At 45.3% G+C, this 21,484-nt stretch carries 19 protein-coding genes; 5 read left to right on the forward strand and 14 right to left on the reverse strand.

The features are described 5' to 3' along the window. Nucleotides 1–38: 38 nt before the first annotated feature. Genes ftsA through mraZ form a run of 12 tightly spaced genes read right to left on the reverse strand, consistent with a single transcriptional unit; the run spans nt 39 to nt 13,670 of the window. Complete coding sequence (ftsA, locus tag F824_RS0118135; protein WP_019599352.1) at nt 39–1,358, reverse strand: cell division protein FtsA; 1,320 nt, start codon at nt 1,356–1,358, stop codon at nt 39–41. A gap of 11 nt (nt 1,359–1,369) precedes the next feature. Continuing rightward, nucleotides 1,370–2,125, reverse strand: coding sequence for a cell division protein FtsQ/DivIB (locus F824_RS0118140; RefSeq protein WP_019599353.1), 756 nt, complete (start codon nt 2,123–2,125; stop codon nt 1,370–1,372). Further along, nucleotides 2,115–3,512, reverse strand: coding sequence for a UDP-N-acetylmuramate--L-alanine ligase (murC, locus tag F824_RS0118145; protein ID WP_022582238.1), 1,398 nt, complete (start codon nt 3,510–3,512; stop codon nt 2,115–2,117). Before murC ends, F824_RS0118140 begins: the two co-directional genes overlap by 11 nt. After that, the gene (gene murG / locus F824_RS0118150; protein WP_081625013.1) at nt 3,509–4,618 is read right to left on the reverse strand and encodes an undecaprenyldiphospho-muramoylpentapeptide beta-N-acetylglucosaminyltransferase; all 1,110 of its coding nucleotides are present in this window, start codon (nt 4,616–4,618) and stop codon (nt 3,509–3,511) included. Before murG ends, murC begins: the two co-directional genes overlap by 4 nt. A gap of 12 nt (nt 4,619–4,630) precedes the next feature. Then, complete coding sequence (locus F824_RS0118155; RefSeq protein WP_019599356.1) at nt 4,631–5,800, reverse strand: FtsW/RodA/SpoVE family cell cycle protein; 1,170 nt, start codon at nt 5,798–5,800, stop codon at nt 4,631–4,633. Further along, complete coding sequence (gene murD / locus F824_RS0118160; protein WP_019599357.1) at nt 5,797–7,152, reverse strand: UDP-N-acetylmuramoyl-L-alanine--D-glutamate ligase; 1,356 nt, start codon at nt 7,150–7,152, stop codon at nt 5,797–5,799. The genes F824_RS0118155 and murD overlap by 4 nt, the downstream gene beginning before the upstream one ends. Beyond that, nucleotides 7,153–8,364 (reverse strand): phospho-N-acetylmuramoyl-pentapeptide-transferase, encoded by a 1,212-nt coding sequence (gene mraY, locus F824_RS0118165; RefSeq protein ID WP_019599358.1) that lies wholly within the window; start codon nt 8,362–8,364, stop codon nt 7,153–7,155. A 1-nt stretch (nt 8,365) separates the two neighbouring features. After that, on the reverse strand, nt 8,366–9,829 hold the full coding sequence (locus F824_RS0118170) for a UDP-N-acetylmuramoyl-L-alanyl-D-glutamate--2,6-diaminopimelate ligase (RefSeq protein WP_019599359.1): 1,464 nt from the start codon (nt 9,827–9,829) through the stop codon (nt 8,366–8,368). Next, nucleotides 9,830–11,941 carry a penicillin-binding protein gene (locus tag F824_RS0118175; protein WP_019599360.1) on the reverse strand — a complete coding sequence of 704 codons (2,112 nt, stop codon included), beginning with the start codon at nt 11,939–11,941 and terminating at the stop codon, nt 9,830–9,832. It abuts the gene before it with no gap. Beyond that, the gene (locus tag F824_RS0118180) at nt 11,938–12,318 is read right to left on the reverse strand and encodes an FtsL-like putative cell division protein (RefSeq protein WP_019599361.1); all 381 of its coding nucleotides are present in this window, start codon (nt 12,316–12,318) and stop codon (nt 11,938–11,940) included. Before F824_RS0118180 ends, F824_RS0118175 begins: the two co-directional genes overlap by 4 nt. A gap of 2 nt (nt 12,319–12,320) precedes the next feature. Next, on the reverse strand, nt 12,321–13,226 hold the full coding sequence (gene rsmH / locus F824_RS0118185; protein WP_019599362.1) for a 16S rRNA (cytosine(1402)-N(4))-methyltransferase RsmH: 906 nt from the start codon (nt 13,224–13,226) through the stop codon (nt 12,321–12,323). 3 nt (nt 13,227–13,229) lie between these two features. Continuing rightward, nucleotides 13,230–13,670 (reverse strand): division/cell wall cluster transcriptional repressor MraZ, encoded by a 441-nt coding sequence (mraZ, locus tag F824_RS0118190; RefSeq protein ID WP_019599363.1) that lies wholly within the window; start codon nt 13,668–13,670, stop codon nt 13,230–13,232. A gap of 549 nt (nt 13,671–14,219) precedes the next feature. Here mraZ and F824_RS0118195 point away from each other — a divergent pair. Further along, nucleotides 14,220–15,449, forward strand: a complete 1,230-nt coding sequence (locus tag F824_RS0118195) for a peroxiredoxin family protein (protein WP_019599364.1) — start codon at nt 14,220–14,222, stop codon at nt 15,447–15,449. Nucleotides 15,450–15,464: 15 nt separating this feature from the next. Here F824_RS0118195 and F824_RS0118200 read toward each other — a convergent pair whose 3' ends face one another. Beyond that, nucleotides 15,465–16,439: a polyprenyl synthetase family protein gene (locus F824_RS0118200; RefSeq protein ID WP_019599365.1), complete on the reverse strand. Its 975-nt coding sequence runs from the start codon at nt 16,437–16,439 to the stop codon at nt 15,465–15,467. A 161-nt stretch (nt 16,440–16,600) separates the two neighbouring features. On the opposite strand from F824_RS0118200, the gene F824_RS0118205 reads away from it, so the two are divergent. The 3 genes from F824_RS0118205 to F824_RS0118215 all read left to right on the forward strand — a co-directional run bounded on the left by F824_RS0118205 (nt 16,601) and on the right by F824_RS0118215 (nt 19,894). Next, entirely contained in the window at nt 16,601–17,083 is a 483-nt protein-coding gene (locus F824_RS0118205) for a DUF4199 domain-containing protein (protein WP_019599366.1), read from the forward strand. A 77-nt stretch (nt 17,084–17,160) separates the two neighbouring features. Continuing rightward, nucleotides 17,161–18,858, forward strand: coding sequence for a 1-acyl-sn-glycerol-3-phosphate acyltransferase (locus F824_RS0118210; RefSeq protein WP_019599367.1), 1,698 nt, complete (start codon nt 17,161–17,163; stop codon nt 18,856–18,858). After that, complete coding sequence (locus tag F824_RS0118215; RefSeq protein ID WP_019599368.1) at nt 18,836–19,894, forward strand: NAD(P)H-dependent glycerol-3-phosphate dehydrogenase; 1,059 nt, start codon at nt 18,836–18,838, stop codon at nt 19,892–19,894. The genes F824_RS0118210 and F824_RS0118215 overlap by 23 nt, the downstream gene beginning before the upstream one ends. Here F824_RS0118215 and F824_RS27565 read toward each other — a convergent pair. Further along, nucleotides 19,889–20,038 carry a hypothetical protein gene (locus F824_RS27565; protein WP_154654343.1) on the reverse strand — a complete coding sequence of 50 codons (150 nt, stop codon included), beginning with the start codon at nt 20,036–20,038 and terminating at the stop codon, nt 19,889–19,891. The genes F824_RS0118215 and F824_RS27565 overlap by 6 nt on opposite strands. Before the next feature lie 75 nt (nt 20,039–20,113). On the opposite strand from F824_RS27565, the gene F824_RS0118225 reads away from it, so the two are divergent. Continuing rightward, entirely contained in the window at nt 20,114–21,391 is a 1,278-nt protein-coding gene (locus F824_RS0118225) for an APC family permease (RefSeq protein WP_033405422.1), read from the forward strand. The last annotated feature ends 93 nt before the right edge of the window (nt 21,392–21,484 follow it).

The raw sequence follows: 21,484 nt of genomic DNA on the forward strand, positions 1-21,484 counted from the left end.
GAAAAGCAATGCCTTTTATCTCCCCAGTATGATAAGCCCTAGTAATTGCTGTCGTCACCAATGTCATTGGTGATGAATTCCTGAAGTCTCTTTCTGATATTGCTGAAAATATCCTTGTTGACCAATTCGGATTTGGGCCCTTTGACCTGAATTTTATTTTCTGGTTTGAGCGCGTATCGCTGTCTATAGGTGTCTTCCCTGTCATCGAGTGCTTTGAAACCGGCCAAAACCAGCCCCACAGTCGTCGCATACATGGGACTTTTAACTTCTTCAATTTTACACTTGCCTAAGTGCTCATTTGGATAACCGATGCGGGTATCGAGTCCCGTCATGTATTCAAACAATTGGCTTACGCCTTGAAGCTGTGCTCCACCTCCTGTCAGGACGATCCCTCCGGCAAGTTTTTTATAATGGCCACTGGCCACCAATTCATTCTGTACGTATTCGATGATCTCTTCCATTCTTGCCTGAATGATTGCGGCAAGATTTCGGATGGAGATTTCTTTTGGAGGACGGTTGCGCAATCCAGGAATGGAAACAATCTCGTTCGGATTTGCTTCCTCTGCGATGGCTTTCCCGAATTTTGTTTTGAGCAATTCCGCTTGGTTGTGCATCACCATGCAACCCTCTTTGATGTCCGTGGTGATGATATTGCCCCCAAGTGGGATCACCGCCGTGTGTCGGATGATATTGTCGTAGAAGATGGCGATGTCAGTTGTCCCTCCACCGATATCCACTAGGCATACACCTGCTTCCCTGTCCTGCTCGCTGAGCACGGAAAGTGAACTTGCCAAAGGCTCAAGAATAAGGTCTTTGGAAACCAAATTTGCTCTTTTGACACATCTGTTGATGTTGTTGATGGCCGTGGTCTGTGCAGTGATGATATGGAAATCCGCTTCTAACCTTGAGCCGGACATTCCTACTGGATCTTTGATCCCTCCTTCATAATCCACGGTATAATCTTGTGGCATGACGTGGATAATGGTGTTTCCCGGAGGAACCACGATGTTTTCCATGTCATTGGCCAAGCGGCGCACATCCTCGATGGTGATCTCTTCCTGGTGCGGCTGGCGGATAATACTGCCGTGATGGACCGTGCTTTTTATATGTTGACCCGCTATTCCCACGATGACTTCCACGATATCCACTTCTGACATATCGGATGCATCTTGAACTGCTTTTTGGATAGAATTGACGGTCTTGTCAATATTGGTAACGATCCCACGGATCACACCATCAGAGACAGCTTTGCCCATTCCAAGCACTTCAAGTTTACCAAACTCATTTTTACGACCGATGATCGCACAGATTTTGGTAGTTCCAATGTCAAGTCCAACAATTATTTTGTCATTTTCCATAGTGTGGTGAATTACTCACAAATTATTTGGTCCTTATATTTTACATTCACCCTGCTGTAAGCGTTCCATCCTTTTGAAGGGATGATCTCATCATAAAACAGGCTGATCTTTTCAAATTTTTCTGCTATATCCTCTGCATCCCCAAATTCGATAACCTGGTTTCCGACTTGCTGATGCATCTTGATATCCCCCTTGTTGTCGATTTCCAAAGAAGTGATCTGGGCATTCCAGAATGGGTCCTGAAAGATGAATTCCACCAAGCCAAGTAAATCCTGGTAATCGATGGACAGATCATCTGCTTCCAACAGTTCTTCGGCGAAATCGCCTTCCAAAATCAAAACCCTCGTGGTATACTTGGGCGAAGTCGGCAAAATCTGCCCTTCCGTGGAAATGTACCCATCTGCAGCCATTGGCCTGACAATCCTTGCCATGGGCTGATGCTGTTGGATTTCCACCCAAATATTCCCTTTCATGTCCCCATAAACTTCTGCTTTCTTGACAAAAGGATGGGATTCAACTTTCAATTCGACCTGTTGAAAATCAATTTCCGACAGCGCCCTTCCTGGACTTAGCATTTGAAATTCCGCTTTCAGGTTGTCAAGGATTTCCTTTTCATCCACGAAATAGACGTCCGCAATTCCTTTAACCTGGACCGACATCTCCGAAAATTTCCTTTCAGCACCCTTTTTTTCCACAAATCCGATGAAAACCAGCAGTACCAGTCCCAACAAGGAAAAACCCAATGTTTTGATCAGTTTAGTTTTCATGTCTTCTCATCAAATTTGTCATGGAAAAAACCAATCTGTCGATATCGCCTGCACCCATGGTCACCAAGACCTCAGGTTGATTTTCCTTTAGGTAGTCCAAAAGGTTTTCCTTGCTCTGAATGGATTTCTTCGGAGAAGTAATTCCTTCCAAAAGCATGGCTGCATTCACCCCTTCAATGGGCAACTCTCTTGCAGGATAGATCTCCAACAATACGACCTCATCTGCCAATGAAAGGCATTCTGAAAAGCCGCTTGCAAAATCCCTCGTCCTGGTAAATAAATGGGGCTGAAATACAGCCGTCAATTTTTTTCCTGGAAACATGGCCCTGACAGAGCTTAAGAAAGCCCTGATTTCTTCGGGATGGTGGGCATAGTCATCGACATACACGCTATCCTCCTGCTGTACCCAAATCTCAAATCTTCTTTTCACTCCTCTATAGGTCAATAACCCATTTCGGATTTGCTCCTCCTCTATTCCATGGTCCAAAGCGATTGAAATAGCCGGCAAGGCATTTTCAACATTGTGGAATCCAGGCATGCTGAGCGTCAGTCCCAAGATGTTTTTCCTTTCGCTGATGTAGTCAAATTTGAAAGCGGCAGGAAGTGCTTGGATATTGGCAGCTTTTATTTCTCCGGAATCCAAACCATACTGTCTCACTTTCAGGCTGGCATTTTCGGGTTTTCTTAATTTTGCGAAAGCATGGGACTGGATGTATAAATTTCCGTCAGGAGAAATCAAATCAATAAATTGACTGAAGCCTTCCAACATCGCTGCTCCATCCCCATAAATATCCAAATGATCGGGATCGACACTTGTCACCACGGCCACATTGGGATGCAAATGGAGAAAGGAACGGTCAAATTCATCTGCTTCCACGACCACCGTTGCATTCCCCTCAGCCTCATCGTGCAGGATCAGGTTGCTGTTGTAGTTTTGGGTAAGTCCACCAAGGAAAGCGGCAATATTTACCCCCGAAGATTTCAGCAAATGCGCAACCATGGAAGAAGTCGTGGTCTTGCCGTGGGTTCCAGCCACTGCAATTGTAGGCAAGGAAGCCGTAATCATGCCCAAAACAACCGCACGTTTTCTCATCTCAAAACCCTTTTCCATACAGAAATTGAGTTCTGCCGAATCCTTCGGCATGGCGGGAGTCCACACGATCAGTGTGTTTTTTTGGTCCTCCCTTACCTTCACGGGAATATTTTCAATCGCATCTACATAGTGGATTTCCATCCCTTCCTGCTCCAAGGCTTCGGTCAAAGCCGATGGTGTACGGTCGTAGCCGGACACCTTGATGCCAAGGTGATTGAACCAACGGGCCAAAGCACTCATGCCGATCCCGCCGATCCCTAGAAAATGGACACTATGGAGTTGTTTTAAATTCATGCAATAATCTCTTCTAAGGCCGACACGATTCTATTGGCCGCATCGGGCCTGGCTAATTTTTTTATGTTCTCCGACAAAAGATCCATTTTGGATTCATCTGCCATCAGTTGATCTACTTCTTTTTTCAATTGACCGACTGCATGGTTATCTTTCAATAATACCGCGGCAATTTCTTTCACATACGCCATGGCATTTTTCGTCTGATGATCCTCCGCCACGTTTGGAGACGGGATGAAAATCACCGGCTTTCCCACGATGCTGAGTTCTGATACGGACAAAGCGCCCGCCCTGGAAACCACCACATCGGCAGCGGCATACGCTAAATCCATCTCTCGGATAAATTCCATAAGATACACATGCTTCAATCCTGAACCCATCACTTTTTGGCTCATCTCTTGGAAATAATATTTTCCACACTGCCAAAGCAGTTGGTATCCGCTTTCCTCAAAGCCGACCATATCTGCCAAAACAGCTTGGTTGATTGTCCTTGCACCAAGGCTTCCACCAAGTATCAACAAGACCTTTTTGTCCGGCTGCAAACCAAAATGAAACTTTGCCATTTCGCTTTTCCCCTTCAAATCAAGGATGTCTTTTCTTACCGGATTGCCGGTGACTTGAATCCGGTCTTTGGGAAAGAATTCCTCCATTCCTGGATAGGCGACACAGATTCTTCTTGCCCTTTTGGACAATAATTTGTTAGTCAGACCCGCGTAGGAATTTTGTTCCTGAATAAGGGTTGGAATCCCTTTGTTTTGGGCCACAAAAAGAAGGGGTCCGCTGGCATACCCACCGACACCGACCACTGCATTGGGTTTGAAATCCGCCAGGAGCTGTCTGGATTTCCTCAGACTACTGGCCAGTTTGAAAGGGAAGCTGACATTGGCCAAGGAAAGACTTCTTTGGAGCCCAGCCACTTTCAATCCCTCAATTTTATAGCCCGCTTCTGGTACTTTTTGCATTTCCATCTTTCCCTCGGCACCCACAAACAGTATTTCAGTGTCTGGATGTTTTTCCATCCAGGCATTGGCAATGGCAATCGCTGGATAGATATGTCCACCTGTGCCACCTCCGCTGATCATGATTCGATATGGTTTTGAAGTATTGATAGTCTTTTGTATTTAAGCGGTATGAAATGTCTTTTTCGTTCTGTTAGTCGGGCTGGTCGTTTCAATGGCTTCGACATGGTCCCCGCGGCTTACACTAAGGATAATTCCCAGGGAAAATCCAGTGAAGACAAGAGAGGTCCCTCCCATGCTCAAAAGCGGCAGGGGCAACCCTGTAATCGGCCCGAGTCCCACAGCCACGGCCATATTGACCATCGCCTGGAGCACCAGCGCAAAACTCAGCCCCGCGGAGAGCAATCCTCCAAAGGGTTTGGTGGACAGAGCCACGATTCTCATTCCCCTGAACAATAAAGCCAGATAGAGGAACAGCACTGTTGCTCCTCCCACTAGCCCATATTCTTCGATAATGATTGCATAGATAAAATCCGAATAGGGATGCGGAAGGGTATTCCTTTGTTCTGAATTACCCGGTCCTTTGCCCGTGATTCCACCTGTGGAAATCGCGATATAGGACTGTTCGGCCTGGAAGGGTATTTCATCTCCGGAAACAAAGTTTTCTATCCTGGAAAAGAAAGTGCCTCCCCGCTGTCCCGCCAAAACGGAGAACGTAAGCGCAAGGCTTCCGACCAAGACCACCAAGAGGATGAAGCGCATGGGAACCCTGCCGATAAACATCAGGAGCAAGCAAGTCACCAACAGCAAGACTGCCGTGGACATATTGGCCAAACCGATCAATCCACAAACCACGCCAATTGCCAATATGATCGGGACGAAAGTCTTCTGGAAATCCCGGATGTTGTTTTGTTTTCTAGCCAACAAACTGGCCAAACTGGCGATCAAAGCAAGTTTAGCCAAATCCGAGGGCTGGAATGCCTTGTTGATCACCGGAATAGTCAACCATCTGTTGGCTTCGTTTAATGTAGAGCCAAAGATGTAGGTCAGGAACAGAAGCGGTATGGATACCATCAACAGAAATCTCCCTATCAAACCAAAGGTTTTGTAAGGGATCTTATGGGCCACCCACATCACGAACAAACTCATCACTACCAACATCGAATGATCAATGAGGTACTTTTCGGTATTTCCACCTTGATTTTTGTAGGCCAAAGAACCTGTGGCGGAGTACACCACCAAGATACTGATGATGGAAAGCACGATCACGATCCCCCAAATAATGGGGTCCCCTTTCAGGTTTTGATCTATCCAAAGTTTCAGTTTTATCATTTGGTCAATGATGTTTTTAAGGTTTTGACAGCGGAGATAAACTGCTCGCCCCTGTCTTCATAATTCTTGAACAGATCAAAACTTGCGCAAGCTGGTGAAAGCAAGACCACGTCTCCCGATTTACCCAGATCCAGGCTCCAAGCCACCGCTTCTGCAATACTTTCTGTTTCCTTTATGGTATTGATTTTTCCTGCAAAGGCAGTTTTAAGTTTTTCGTTTTCTTTACCCAAACAAATGAGCACTTTTACTTTCCCTCCCATTGCTGGGTCCAAAAGCGTGTAATCATTGCCTTTGTCCACGCCACCGGCGATCCATATCAAAGGTGATTCGAAGCTTTCCAGTGCATAGAACGTAGCATCGACATTGGTGCCTTTGCTGTCATTGATGAAGGTGATGCCATCGATCACATCCACCAACTCCATTCTATGAGGAGCATTTTTGAAATCCTTCAAGCCTTCCCTTACCACTTCCTCGCTCACACCAGCAGTCAGCGCTGCAGTGGTGGCACACATCACATTGAGCATGTTGTGTGCTCCTTTGAGGGCTACTTCCTCTTTGGGGATGTCCATTGACTTCCCTTGAAGTTTCAAGCTGATCTTGGCTCCGTCGAAATAGCCTCCGAAGTCTGTTCCTTTTTCCAAAGACATTCCGTAGAATAAAGCCTTGGATTTGACGCTTTTCAATCCGGCTTGGATATTGGCATCATCGGAGAAATAAACAGCAACTTCCTGCGGTCCCATATTTTTGAAAACCGAAACCTTGGAAGCGATATAATTTTCCAGCTTATAGGCGTATCGATCCAAATGATCCGGTGTGATATTGGTCAGGATGGCAATGGAAGGTTTGAAATCCTTAAAGCCGTCCAACTGAAAACTACTGACTTCAATCACCCACCAATCCCGATCTCCCTCCACCAATTGAGCCGCCCAACTTTGACCGATGTTTCCAGCAAGTCCCACGTCCATTCCCGCCTTTTTCAACAAGTGATAGGTCAGGAGGGTCGTAGTGGTTTTTCCGTTCGTCCCGGTGATTGCGATCACCTTTCCCTTCGAAAACCTGAAGGCAAACTCCAGTTCATCGATGACTGGAATCCCTTTGGCTATTGCCTCTTGGACCAAAGGTGTTTTTTCCGGAATCCCTGGGCTTTTGATGATTTCATCTGCAGAAAGAATTCGACCGAAATCGTGCTGTCCTTCCTCAAATGGAATTTCTGCCGCATTCAGAATGTCTTTTCTCTCCACACTTATTGAACCCATATCAGATACCCATACCGCATAGCCTTCCCGCTTGGCCAGCAATGCTGCACCAACCCCACTTTCACCTGCTCCCAGTATGGCTATCGTTTTGTTCATTTATCTAAGCTTCAATGTTGCCAATGTGATGATGGCCAAGAGAATCCCCACGATCCAAAACCGTGTTGAAATCTTGGCTTCATGTATGTTTTTCTTTTGGTAATGATGGTGCAAGGGCGCCATCAACAAGAGTCTTTTGCCTTCGCCGTATTTTCTTTTGGTATATTTGAAATAACTGACCTGCGCTATCACGGAAAGGTTTTCGATCACAAAAACTCCGCAAAGGACAGGAATCAACAATTCTTTTCTCAAGATCAAGGAAGAGACCGCAATCACGCCACCGAGCATCAAACTCCCGGTATCTCCCATAAAAACCTGGGCTGGAAAGGCATTGTACCAGAGAAATCCCACACAGGCGCCCACAAATGCAGCACAGAAAATCACCATCTCACCCGAATTGGGAATAAAGAAGATGTTGAGATACTGGGAGAAAATGGCATTTCCACTGATGTAGGCAAATATGGCCAGCGTCAGTCCAATAATGGCGGAAGTGCCTGCTGCCAACCCGTCAATCCCGTCAGTGATATTGGCCCCATTGGAAACGGCCGTGATAATGAAAGTCACGAAGATGACATACAGGATGGGCGTTATACTCTCCCCAAGGAATCCAAACACCACCTCATAATTGAGCTCGTTGTCTTTTTGGAAGGGAATAGTGGTTTTGGCCACTTTGACATCCTTGAAGGAAGGTGTTTCCACAACTCCCTCTTCGATAGAAACAGGATTGGAAAATTCCCGAACCACTACGCCTTCATGAAAATAGAGCGTTGAGCCCACGACCACACCAATGGTAATTTGACCAACGATCTTAAATCTTCCGGCCAATCCTTCCTTGTTTTTCCTGAATATTTTGATGTAATCATCCAAGAAACCGATCGCTCCCAACCAAACAGTGGTGATCAACAGGAGGATGATATAGATGTTGAAAACATTGGCAAATAGCAGTGTTGGGATGATAATCCCAGCCATCAGCATCAAACCTCCCATGGTGGGGGTGCCTTTTTTCTCACTTTGTCCTGTCAATCCAAGGTCCCTGACAGTCTCTCCGATTTGCTTTTTTCGGATCCAGTTGATGATGCTTTTCCCAAATGTAATGGTAATGATCAAAGAGAAAAGCGCTGCCATACCTGCCCTGAAGGAGATATACCTGAAAACCCCGGCTCCCGGGATGTCCAACACTTTGTCTAAATAATCAAAAATCGGATATAACATGTTAGTCGTTCTTCAATAGATTGAGGATTTCCTTGATCACCTTGCGGTCATCGAAAGGATATTTCACACCTTTAATTTCTTGGTAAGTCTCATGGCCTTTGCCAGCAACCAGGATTATATCTCCTTTTTTTGCCATCATGACCGCGGATTTGATTGCTTCCCTTCGGTCAACATTCAGGGTTGTTTTTTTGACTCCCATTGGGCTGATTCCAGCTTCCATTTCCCTGAGAATCTCCGAGGGATCCTCATCACGGGGATTGTCGGAAGTCAAGATCACCTTATCGCTGAGCTGGGTTGCGATTTTGGCCATGATCGGTCTTTTGGATTTGTCACGGTTGCCTCCACATCCCACCACGGTGATGACTTGCTCAGCGCCAGTCCTCACCCCCTGAATGGTCTTGAGTACATTTTCCAATGCATCGGGGGTATGTGCATAATCCACGATGGCCGTGATGCCAAACAAGGTTGTCTGCTCGAATCTCCCTTGCGCACCTTTGATTTTGGAAAGCTGCATCAAGAGTTCATCCTCTTCCTCTCCCAAAAGGATCGCAGTAGCCAACACCCCTATTACATTGTAGGCATTGAATTCTCCGATCATCCGAAACCAGATTTGTTTGTTGTTGATATCCAGCTCCAAGCCTTCAAGTGTATTGGCAATGATTTTGGCCTTGAAGTCCGCAGGATATTTCAGTCCGAAGGTCTGATGCAATCCCTTGCAGTTTTGGAGCATGACAAAACCTCTTTTGTCATCAGCATTGATCAAGGCAAATGCATCCTTTGGCAATTCGTCAAAGAGCTTCTTTTTGGCTTTGATGTACGCATCAAAATCGCCATGATAGTCCAGATGGTCATGGCTGATATTGGTGAAAACGGCTCCGGCGAGATGTAGTCCCGACATCCGTTCCTGCACGATCGCGTGGGAGCTTGCTTCCATAAAACAATGGGTGCAACCTGCATCCACCATTTTGCGAAGCAATGCCTGTATGGTTACTGAATCAGGAGTCGTATGGGTGGTAGGGATAATATCCTCGTTGATTTTGTTCTCCACAGTGGACAACAAACCGACGATATAGCCCATTTCCATAAACAACTGATGGAGAAGCGTGACGGTGGTGGTTTTCCCGTTGGTTCCTGTCACCGCCACTAGCTTCAGCCTTTCAGATGGATTTTCGAAATAATTTGCCGCCATGATGCCCATGGCTTTGGCTGCATTCACCACCTGTACATAGGTGACGTTTTCTCTTTTTTTCTCAGGCAATTGTTCACAGACAATCACTGAAGCACCTAGATCCAAAGCCCCTTCAATGAAGGCATGGCCATCGACCTGTGTACCAGAAATGGCCACAAAGACACATCCCTGACTGACCTTGCGGCTGTCAAAAACAATCTCACTTACTTCCACTTCCATATTTCCTATGGTAGCCGTAAGGGAGGCTTTGTACAGTATGTCTTTTAAAACCTTCATTTATGATAAAATTAAACGGATGACACTATTTTGCTCTATTGCCGATCCTGGATTCATGGATTGTCCCTTTACCCTGCCCTTGCCCTGATACACCACTCTCAAACCCTTGTTTTCAAGGACATAAAGTGCGTCTCTTAGGGACATGCCATTGACATCGGGGACCATAGGGGAATCCACTCTATTGGTTTTCCATTCGATGGATTTATTGTTCACGGCAGATTTGACCCAGCTTTCACCTTCCTCACCTTTGTAATGATTGGAAATCCCAAGTTGATTGCAGATCAGTTGCAACTCGTCCACTTTTCCCGCTTGGATGTAGGGCAGTCCGGTGTTCGCTTGCGCCAGCTGGTTTTTTGGTGAAATGCGGGTGTTCAAGCCCAAATCCTGCGCATAAATCCTGTCGGCAATTTCCTTGAAAACAGGTGCAGAAACATCCCCACCATATACATTGAATCCCTTGGGACTGTCGATCACCACAATGGCACTGTATTTTGGATTGTCTGCCGGAAAGTAACCTGCAAAAGAGGTGTAATACCTTTGAACATATCTTCCATTCACTAATTTTTGGGCGGTGCCCGTTTTGCCTGCAATCTTATAATTGTCATTCAATACATTTTTGGCCGTCCCGTGGGTGACCACACCTTCCAAAAGGCTTTGAAGTTGTTGGATGGTCTTTTCCGAGGCAATGCTTTTTCTGACGATTTCAGTCTGGAATTTTTTTGTGATTTGATTTCCCTTCGCCACTGCTTTTACGATCATTGGCTTGACCATCACACCGTCATTCGCAACTGCATTGTAGAGCATCAGCGTCTGAAGCGGAGTCATTTTCACCTCATATCCGATAGACATCCAAGGAAGGGTAGTGCCATACCAGTATTTTCCACCTGGTTTTTTGAAATAGGGTGTTCCCTCACCGATCAGCTGAAAATCGATTGGTTTGTTCAAACCAGCTTTTTCCACGTAGGAGAGGAATTTTGAAGGTTGGTGTCCAAAATGTTGATCGACCAATCTGGAGATGCCCACGTTGGAGGATTTCTCAAAAACCTCCCTTACAGTGATCTTGCCAAAGCCACCGTTTTTGGCATCGTTCATATTTCGATCATAAAAACGGTAGGTACCGTTTCCTGTATCGATAGAGTCTTTCAATCCGACTTTTCCTTCTTCCAAAAGCGCCAACATGGAGAGTAATTTGAAGGTGGAGCCAGGCTCGGTAAGGCCTTGCTCTCCCACTGCGTAGTTGTAGGATTCATTGTATCCATTGCCGCTTTTGCTTCTTTCCAAGTTGATGATCCCCTTGATGTGGCCTGTGGCAACTTCCATGACGACAACGCAGCCGAACTCCGCGTCTTTGTTCACCAGTTGACGAAGAAGTGCCGTCTCTGCCACATCTTGAATATTTACATCCAAAGTGGTTTGGATATCCAAGCCATCGTCAGGTTTGATGTCTGTGGCATCAAAGACGGGCTTCCATGTTCCCCCTGCAATTCTTTGGAACAAGGCATTGCCATTTCTCCCTTCCAGGTATTCGTTGAAGCTGTATTCTATGCCGACGCCCAGTTTGTCCTCGTTCAAAAACCCAACAGTCCGCCCAGCAAGATTATTGAAGGGGCGGTATCTCTTTTCCACTTTTTCAAAAATGACACCTCCGGACGCTCTTCCTTTTCTGAAAATGGGCCATTTGGCCATTTTCTGCATGTCTTGATATCCGATTTGTTTCCGGTTCAAGATCACATAGCGCTTGCCATTTACCCTTGCGTCTTTGATGATCCTTTTGTAGGAAGCCGCAGATTTGTCTTTGTAATAACCTGACAATAAATAGGAAAGCGAATCAATTCCAGCCCTAAAAGCGTCTTCTTTGACGATAAGAGGATCAAGCACCACTCGGTAAAAAGGCAAACTCGTGGCCAATAGACTGCCATCGGCTGCATAGACATTGCCACGGGTGGCACTTACCTGTCTGAACTGAAAATTCTGGTTTTCGGATTTGGCGGCCCATTTCTCACCCTCCACAAACTGCAAATGGGTGATCCTGTAAAAGATCAACCCAGCAAATATAGCCACCAAAATGAAGGCTATCCTTACTCTAAGCACTATGGAACGTTTGATATTCACTTCTTGACGACTATTTTTAAAGGTGGTTCTTCCAATTCAAACAAGCCCAAAGGCCCAATTCTTTTTGCTACTTCAGATTGCTTGCTTCTCAACATGTACTCTGCCTCCAAAGTGGTGACATCTGCCCTGAGATCTTCCACTTCCTGCTGTGTCCTTTCAATGCTCCTGATCAAGTTGTCTGCCCGGTGATTGCTCCAGATATAGATCAGGGCAAGTAGGGCAACATAGAGAAAGGGAGGAACAAACTTTACAGGAATACCTTCTCCCAAAATCCCCGTGACATTCAGTTTTTCCTCAATCAGTGTAAAGATATTTTTACCTCTTCCTTTCGGAGAAGCTCCTTTCGTGATCTTCTTCTTGAAAGTGTTCTGAGTCATCCTTAAAGTTTTTTGGCAATTCTCAATTTTGCACTTCTGGCTCTGCTGTTCTTTTCCAGCTCTGCGGCATCAGCCACAACTGCCTTTCTGGTAACCGGCTCCAAGGGTCTGATCAGGTTTCCGTAGAAATCCTTTTCTACATCTCCGCTGAATTTGCCTTTGGCCATGAAATTCTTGACCAATCGGTCTTCGAGAGAGTGGTAACTCATGATCACCAATCTTCCTCCCGGCTTCAGGACATCCAATGTCTGCAACAACATCTCCTCCAAAGCACCCATTTCGTCGTTCACTTCAATCCTCAAGGCTTGGAAAACCTGTGCAAAATATTTGAACTCTTTCCTTCTTGGTGCATGCTTCATGAGCAGCTCCTTGAACCCTTCGATGTTGCTGAAAGGAACGGCTGCCCTTTGTGCAACCACCGCTTTGGCCAGGGTTTTTGCATTTTTGATCTCCCCATAAATCCCAAAAACCTTGTGCAATTGAGTTTCCTCATAGGTGTTCAGGATATCTTTGGCAGTCAAGGTCATGCCGGTACTCATGCGCATGTCCAGTTCTCCCTCGAATCGGGTGGAAAAACCCCTGCCCGGCTCGTCAATCTGATGGGAAGAAATTCCCAAATCGACCAAGATACCGTCTACTTGTTTGACTTTATAAAGCCTGAGGTATCTTTTCAGATCCCTGAAGTTGGCCTGAACAAAGGTGAATTTGTCACTTTCGGGGATATTGGCTGCGGCATCCGCGTCCTGGTCAAAACCATAAAGATGGCCTTTATCCAATTTCTTGAGGATTTCCCGGGAATGTCCTCCACCTCCAAAAGTAAGGTCGAGATAGATCCCGTTTGGGTCTATAGCCAAACCTTCAATGCAAGGCTGAAGCATTACAGGGATATGGTATTCTTTGGCTGTCATGACTTAGGAAAGATATTTTTCCATCAACCTAGACAGGTCAGATGGATCATTGATTACATATTTGAGGTATTTTTCGGGATTCCAGATTTCCACATAGCTTCCCATTCCCACTACGACCGCATCTTTTTCGATGTCGGCATAGAGCATAAAGGTCTTTGGAATCAAAAGTCTTCCCGCACCATCCAGCTCCACGTCATTGTTTCCTCTGAAAAAATTACGCTTTACCAAACGCTGCTCCTCATTTTGAGAATTGAGGGCATTGACTTGGTTGTATAGTTTCTTAAACTCAATCATGGTGTACAACTCAAGGCAACCATCGTTGCCCAATCTGAGCATCAGCTCGTTGCCATTGGATTCTGGAATTGCCGCCTTGATCTTGGCGGGCAATGTCAGACGTCCCTTGGCGTCAAGCTTGCAATCAAATTGATTGTTAAACATTCCCATGGTTAGTATTTCAGTTTACCTTAAAAACAAAAGTAAGAAAAGCTTTGACACAATCCACCACTTCCTCCCACTTTTCACCACTTTTTATTAAAAGTATCTAAAAGTTCCAACTATCGCAATTTTTTTGGGAAAAAATCGGACTTATTTTCCTTGAGGCTCAGTGGCTTGCAGCGAATCCCAATAGTCCTAAAAAAGCCAAAAACACTCGAATTTGACCAGATTTAAGGTAAAAATGGTTTTTCAAAAACAGACCGCAAACCTCTGGTAGAGAAACAGAAAAGTGGGGGAAAATCCCAAAAAGACGAAACCAAAACCCCTATCCAGCTAGCTTTATCCAAAAATCTTGCTGAAAAAGCCCAAATCGTCCTTTAGAATCCCCGTTCAAAAAGACAAAAGCATCTGGATATTCCCCAGATTATAAAACCATCCTTCCCAGGGGTTCGAGCGGATTTTAACAAACCGGAAAATAATAAAACTAACCCTATATATTTTATAGGGTAAAATGAAATTAAATATTAATTTTGCGGTTCAACGGTCTTCACACCTCAAATGAAAAAAATCAACCTCCTCTGTTTAGTTTTGTTCATCCTATTGGGATCTTGCCGACAGGAGACAAAAAAGCAAATTGTCCTAGATGGAAATTGGCTTGCCGTGCTGGACATCTCTCCGGACATCATTCCTTTTCGATTGACCTTTTCCCAGAGCAAAGGCAAGTTGATTGCCCAGGTGCACAATGCTGAGGAAACGCTTGTCTATGATGAAGTGGTCATAAGGGAGGACTCATTGTTCATCACCATGAGTATTTTTGATTCGGAAATCAAAGCCAAAATCATCGATCCTCAAAACATCGAAGGTATTTATGTCAGGAATTACGCGGCCAACTATGTCATTCCATTTAACGCTTCCAAAACCACCAAGAGTAGATTTGAGGTCAAGGAAAAACCAAAAACTGATTTTTCGGGCAGATGGAAAACAGTTTTCCAGGATGAAAAAGGAGAAACCTATGAAGCCGTCGGGATATTTTCCCAAAAAGGAGATCAGCTCACGGGGACATTTCTGACAAGCCTTGGGGATTATCGTTTTCTGGAAGGAAATGTAAGTGGAAGCACCTTTTCCCTTAGCGCATTTGACGGCAGCCATGCCTTCCTATTCAAAGGCGAATTGCAGGAAGACGGATCCATTCTTGGGAAATTCAGAAGCGGGCCTCGCTATGCCGAAACATTTATTGCTGTCCGGGATGATGCATTTGAGTTGCCTGATGCCTATGGCCTGACCTCCCTCAAAGAAGGAATTGAAAAACTCACTTTTTCATTTCCTGACCTGAATGGTCAACCGGTCTCTTTGGATAATGAAAAATTTCGCGGCAAAGTGGTCTTGGTGCAATTGTTTGGTACCTGGTGCCCCAATTGCATGGATGAAACCAAATTTTTGGCCCCATGGTATGAAAAAAACAAGGCCCGAGGGATTGAGATCGTCGCTTTGGCTTTTGAAAGCAAGCCTGATTTTGACTATGCCTCGGCTCGGGTCAAAAAATCCAAAGAAAAACTGAATGCCAATTATACCTTCTTGATCGCGGGAGAAAGCAACAAGGATAAGGCCGGTGAAGCCTTGCCCATGCTCAATGCCGTCGTGGCCTTCCCGACACTCCTCTATATCGACAAAAAAGGCAAAATCCGAAAAATCCACACGGGTTTCAATGGCCCGGCAACTGGAGGTCTATTTGACCGATGGGTGGAAGAGCATGAAGCTTTGGTAAGGGAGATGTTGGCGGAATCCTGATCGGGCAACCTGGTTCTACTTCTTCCTTTCGATGGTATACCTGACAAGTCCTTCCAATGAAGCCTTGTAATCAGAATCGGGAAAATCAACCAGCAGGGCAAGCGCCTCCTCAAAATATTGGGTCATTACGGTGTTGGCATATTCCAATCCTCCGGAAGCTTTGACAAACTTGATCACTTCGTTTACTGCTTTTTTGTCCTCGTTCCGGTTTCGGATCAGGTAGATGATGTGTCTTTTATCCAGCCAAGAAGCATTGTTCAAGGCGTAAATGAGGGGCAAGGTCATTTTCTTTTCCTTGATGTCGATGCCCAAAGGTTTGCCGATTTCATCCTCTCCATAATCAAAAAGGTCATCTTTGATCTGAAAAGCCATGCCGACTTTCTCCCCGAAAACCTTCATTTTTTCGATCACTTCCAAGCTCGCACCGGAAGTGGTGGCACCCACGGCACAACAGGACGCAATCAAACTGGCGGTTTTTTGGCGGATGATGGTGTAATAGACATCTTCGGTGATGTCGAGTTTTCGGGCTTTGGCGATTTGAAGCAATTCCCCCTCGGACATTTCCCGCACGGCATGGGAAACAATCTTCAGCAAGTCAAAATCACCATTGTCCACACTCAACAAAAGTCCCCTGGACAACAAATAATCTCCTACCAAAACAGCGATTTTGTTTTTCCAAAGAGCATTGATGGAAAAAAATCCACGACGATAATTCGCATCATCCACGACATCATCATGCACCAGCGTAGCCGTGTGCAACAATTCGATCAATGCCGCTCCCCGATAGGTAGCATCTGTCACACCACCACACATGCCAGAGGTGAGGAAGACAAACATTGGACGCATTTGTTTTCCTTTCCGCTTGACGATGTAATTGGTGATATGGTCAAGAAGAGTGACTTTACTTTTCATAAAGTCTCTAAATTTCTTCTCGAATTCGACCATTTCGGTCGCGATGGGAGCTTGTATCTGTTTAAGGTCAGGCTTCATAAGCACTTTGGTGCTGCAATAATACGACGGATTCATGCTTGGAAAAAACCAAAATTAAAATATTCTCTAATGGAACATGGAAGAGCGCAAGTTGTTTGTCGCTATTTCCGGTATCAAATTCTAATTACTTGTGTTAATTTGCCATTCTAAACCCAAACGCAATGAAGAACCTAAAAACCGAAATCAAATGGGCCGTTATCTTTACCTTGATGACACTCTGTTGGATGGTGGTGGAAAAACTATCCGGATTGCATTCCACCCATATCGACAAGCACATGGTGTATACGAACTTCTATGCCATCCCCTCGATCCTGGTCTATGTCTTTGCTTTGATGGACAAGAAAAAAAATCAATTGAATGGGAAAATGAACTATGCTCAAGGCTTTGTCAGCGGTATCTGGATCACTTTATTTGTCACGATATTGGCTCCGCTTAACCAATATATGATATCGACTTTCATCACTCCGGAATTCTTTCCCAATGCGATCGACTATGCGGTGGAATCTGGAAGAATGGATCGGGAAGCAGCAGAGTCCTATTTTTCCATGAAAAATTATTTGCTTCAAAGCCTTATCGGAACTCCACTTATGGGCTTTTTGACGAGTGCAGTGGTTGCCTTTTTCACCAAGAGCAAGGAGGGATAAACCTTCATCCGAAAACCCTTCCTGCTTGGCACATTTAAATTTTGTTATCTTTGACCTTTCATTAAACTGGCTTTTCCTTGACTGACGACTACATCAAACATAAATATGCCCCGATCCTTCCCAGCAAGGATGAATGGCCTGTGGTCAAGTTGAGCAAGGGGAGAAAAGAATTCATTAAAAAAGTGGCCAATGCCAGCAAAGACCGGGTTATCGAGCAAACCGGGGGCAATATGGACATCCTGAAGGAAGAACTGGAAACGACCTTGTACAGGGAAAAACTTCGGATAAAGCAAAATCCATGGGCAGTGGATCCAGACGATGAATTTGAATTTTGGAACAAAGTAAAGTCAGTCTTGGTGCAACTCAGTGCCGAGAGCAGCATCCCCAATGCCCAGAAGAAAAAGAAATATATAGAGATCCTGGACGACATTACGATCCGCTATGCAGAGGAAATCGCCAGCAACTTCCAGCATACACACTATAAACTTACCAGAAGTGTGGTCACTTTTGGTTTTGCCAGGCTGCTGAATGCCGCGAGGGTAAAGGGAATCAAATCCATTTTCAGCAACCAATTCAGTCTTCAGGACAAAATCCAGATCATCGGCGAAACCGACCAGCTGCGGGATCTTGCCTCCAAGGGAACCATCGTCATGGTCCCCACCCATTTTTCCAATTTGGACAGCATCCTGATCGGTTGGATCATTTCCGTGTTGGGGCTACCACCATTTATTTATGGGGCAGGGTTAAACCTTTTTAACATCCAGATATTCGCCTACTTCATGAATTCATTGGGCGCTTATAAAGTGGACAGAAGGAAGAAAAATCTGATTTATCTCGAAACCTTAAAAAACTATTCTTCTGAATCCATTCAATTCGGTGTCCACAGTTTGTTTTTCCCGGGAGGAACAAGATCCCGAAGTGGCAAGATCGAGTCAAAACTAAAACTGGGCCTGTTAAGTACCGCAGTGGAAGCCCAGCGCGCCAATTACCAAAAAGGTCAGCAGGGCAGCGGTGGAAAAATATTCATTGTGCCGGTGACGATCAATTACCACTTTGTGCTGGAAGCTCCCAGCCTGATCAAGGAGCACCTGAGCCTGACGGGTCAAGAGCGCTATTACCAAGAGTCGGATGAATTTTCCACCTCTTACAAAATCTCTAAATTTCTCGTGAAATTCTTCACCAAAGGGTCTGATATTTCGGTATCGATAGGAAAAGCGATGGACGTACTGGGAAATTATGTGGACACGGAAGGGAGAAGCCTCGACAAGAATGGCCGAATCATCGAAACCCGAGATTATTTCATTTCTAATGGTATTGTCAGCGAGGATACCCAAAGAGAAGAAGAGTACACCAACCAGCTGGGTCGGAGGATTGTTGAGGAATTTCACATCATCAACAGGGTATTCAGCTCACATTTGGTGGCTTTTACAGCATTCCAGATCATCAAAAAGCAAAACAGAAAACTGGACCTTTTCAATTTACTCCGGCTTCCAGAGGAGGATATTGCAATTCCCTACGAATTCTTCAAGGAGGAGTGCCAAAGGGTATTGAATAGAATCATGGAAATTCGGCAGGATGGAAAAGTACATGTCGCCCCACATCTGAAACGGGACATTGACTCCATCATTGAGCACGGCTTGAGCAATGTGGGCATGTACCATGCCAAACGCCCTCTCGTAAAGTCGAAAGAAGGCAATATTGAAACCCAGGACTTGAACCTCCTTTATTTTTACCACAACAGATTAGACGGATATGGACTCGAAAAGCTTTTCTAAGAAAAAATCTGTTGGCGTGGTAGGCATGGGAAGTTTTGGAACTGTTATCGCCAATATGCTTGCCGAAAAGAGCAATGTCATCGTTTATGCGAGAAGACCTGAATTGGTGCAAGAAATCAACACCCAACATGCTGCTGATGGCAATCCTGTAAATCCAACCATTGAGGCTACTGTGAACCCTGAATACCTTTGCGAATCCTGCGATGTATTGTTTTTTATGGTTCCTTCTGCAGGTTTTCAGGAAGTCGTGAAAGCATTTTCCCCGTTTTTACACCCTTATCACATTGTCATCCATGGGACCAAAGGCCTTTGCTTGAATCTTCCCAAAGGCAAAACTTTGGCTGACATGAAGAAAATTACCCGGGAAAACATATTGACCATGAGTGAGGTGATCCTGAAAGAAACCGTGGTGGTACGCGTGGGTTGTCTCGCGGGACCAAACCTCGCCAAGGAACTTTCCAAAGGCCAGCCAGCGGCAACGGTAGTCGCCAGCAGATTCAATGAGGTGATCCTGGAAGGACAGCGGTTGCTTCGATCGGATAAATTTCAAGTCTATGGAAATTCTGACATCATCGGAGTGGAGTTGAGCGGGGTTTTGAAGAATATCATTGCCATCGCAGCAGGCGCCCTTGCGGGGATGGGACTCGGGGAAAATGCAAGAGGCCTCTTGATATCGAGAGGCATGGTCGAATTGATTTACCTTGGAAATGCGCTTGGCGGAAGTCTTAAATCGTTTATCGGACTGGCCGGTATCGGTGACTTGGTGGCGACCTGTAGCTCCACATTGTCCAGAAATTATACTGTCGGGTTTAGATTGGCACAAGGGGAAACTCTGGACCAAATCATCAACAGCATGGAGGAAGTTGCTGAAGGAATCAACACCGTAAAACTGATCAAGACCTTTGTAGAAGGCACTGGCATGCGCGCACCCATCACGGAGAACTTGTACAAAGTACTCTTCGAAGATTTGAAGATTGAAGAAGCTTTGCAGTATCTGATGAAATATCCATTCAGCGTGGATGTGGATTTCTTATAAGAAAGCATCTTTTTGTGCCTGCGGCAAAGTGTAGAGTGTCACAATTCCGATTTTTTTTTTGAAACATCCTTTGTCTACCGGGATTTCAAAACTGGAAGGAATCGATTCTACCCAGCCCTTCAACCTTTCAAATAATTCAGCCATTTTTTGAGCGGTTTTCACTTCGGTTTACATATCTTGATTTCGAATTCAATTTCACCCACCACCAAAAATCCTTTTATGCTCAAGCGCGGTATCCAAAAATGGGACCTGGTTTTTTTAATCATCAACAGTGTCATCGGGGCAGGGATATTTGCGCTTCCTGCCAAAGTATTTGCGCTATCGGGTGTCTATTCCCTCCTGGCTTTCGGGGTTTGCGCTTTGGTGATGATGGTTTTGATCCTCGTATTCGCGGAAGTCAGCTCCAGATTTGACCAAACGGGAGGGCCGTATTTGTATGTGCACACCGCTTTTGGGCCATTGCCCGCATTTGTCATTGGCTGGCTGCTGATGCTCACCAGACTTTTTAGCTATGCGACCCTGATAAATTTGATGCTGATTTATCTCTCCTTTTTTTCGGAGGTATTTGCCATTCCATCCGTCAGAATCGGGATGATCGTCTTCATTACCGCTTGCATCACGGGTATCAATTTGATAGGGGTAAAAAACACCGCAAAAGTCAGCAATACGTTGACAGTGGCAAAATTGGTGCCTTTGGCCGTTTTTATCATCGTTGGTTTCTTTTTCGTGGATTTTGAGTTGCTCAAGTTTCGGTCCGCACCGAGTCTGCCAGATTTCTCCAGTGCCGCACTTCTGCTGATTTTCGCTTTTGGAGGGTTTGAAGCAGGATTGGTCAACAGCGGGGAAATCGAAAACCCAAGAAAAAACCTTCCCTTTGCCCTGATGATAGCGGCGGCTGTCATTACAGGGTTTTACATCTTGATCCAAGTAGTCTCCATCGGTACATTGCCGGAATTGGCGGCCTCTGACAAGCCCTTGGCCGATGCTGCGACTGGTTTTATGGGCTGGTACGGCGGGATGTTTATCACGATTGGGGCGGTGATTTCCATTCTGGGCACTTTGAATGTCCAAATCCTGAGTGGCTCGAGATTGCCCTATGCCCTAAGCCTGGAAAACCAATTCCCAAAATTCCTTTCCAAAGTACATCCCAAATTTGCAACGCCTTGGGTTTCTATTCTCTTCTTTTCCAGCCTGGTCGCTTTTGTGGCTATCGTTTGGGGATTTATGGGATCCCTGGCGGTCTCTGTTATTTCAAGATTGCTGCTGTATGCGATGGTCTGTGCGGCCTTGATCAAGTTGCGAAAAACCCAACCGGGAGATCATTATTTCAAAGTACCCTTCGGGAAATCATTGGCAGTATTGGGGATCTTGGCCACCATCTGGCTACTTTCCGGGACGCAATACGAAGAAATCAAAGACACCCTGCTTTGGGTTGGATTGGGATTGGGAATTTATGGGATTCACCATTTCACCAAAAGAAAGAAACAAAACAATTGAGGATCAGGCTTGCTACCTGAAATGAGGAGATTACCGGTATTCATGGGGGAGAGGACTATGAAACACATTAAGTTATCCAAAAAGGAATGAAGA

It is taken from the genome of Rhodonellum psychrophilum GCM71 = DSM 17998, from assembly GCF_000381545.1.
Taxonomy (GTDB): Bacteria; Bacteroidota; Bacteroidia; order Cytophagales; family Cyclobacteriaceae; genus Rhodonellum; species Rhodonellum psychrophilum.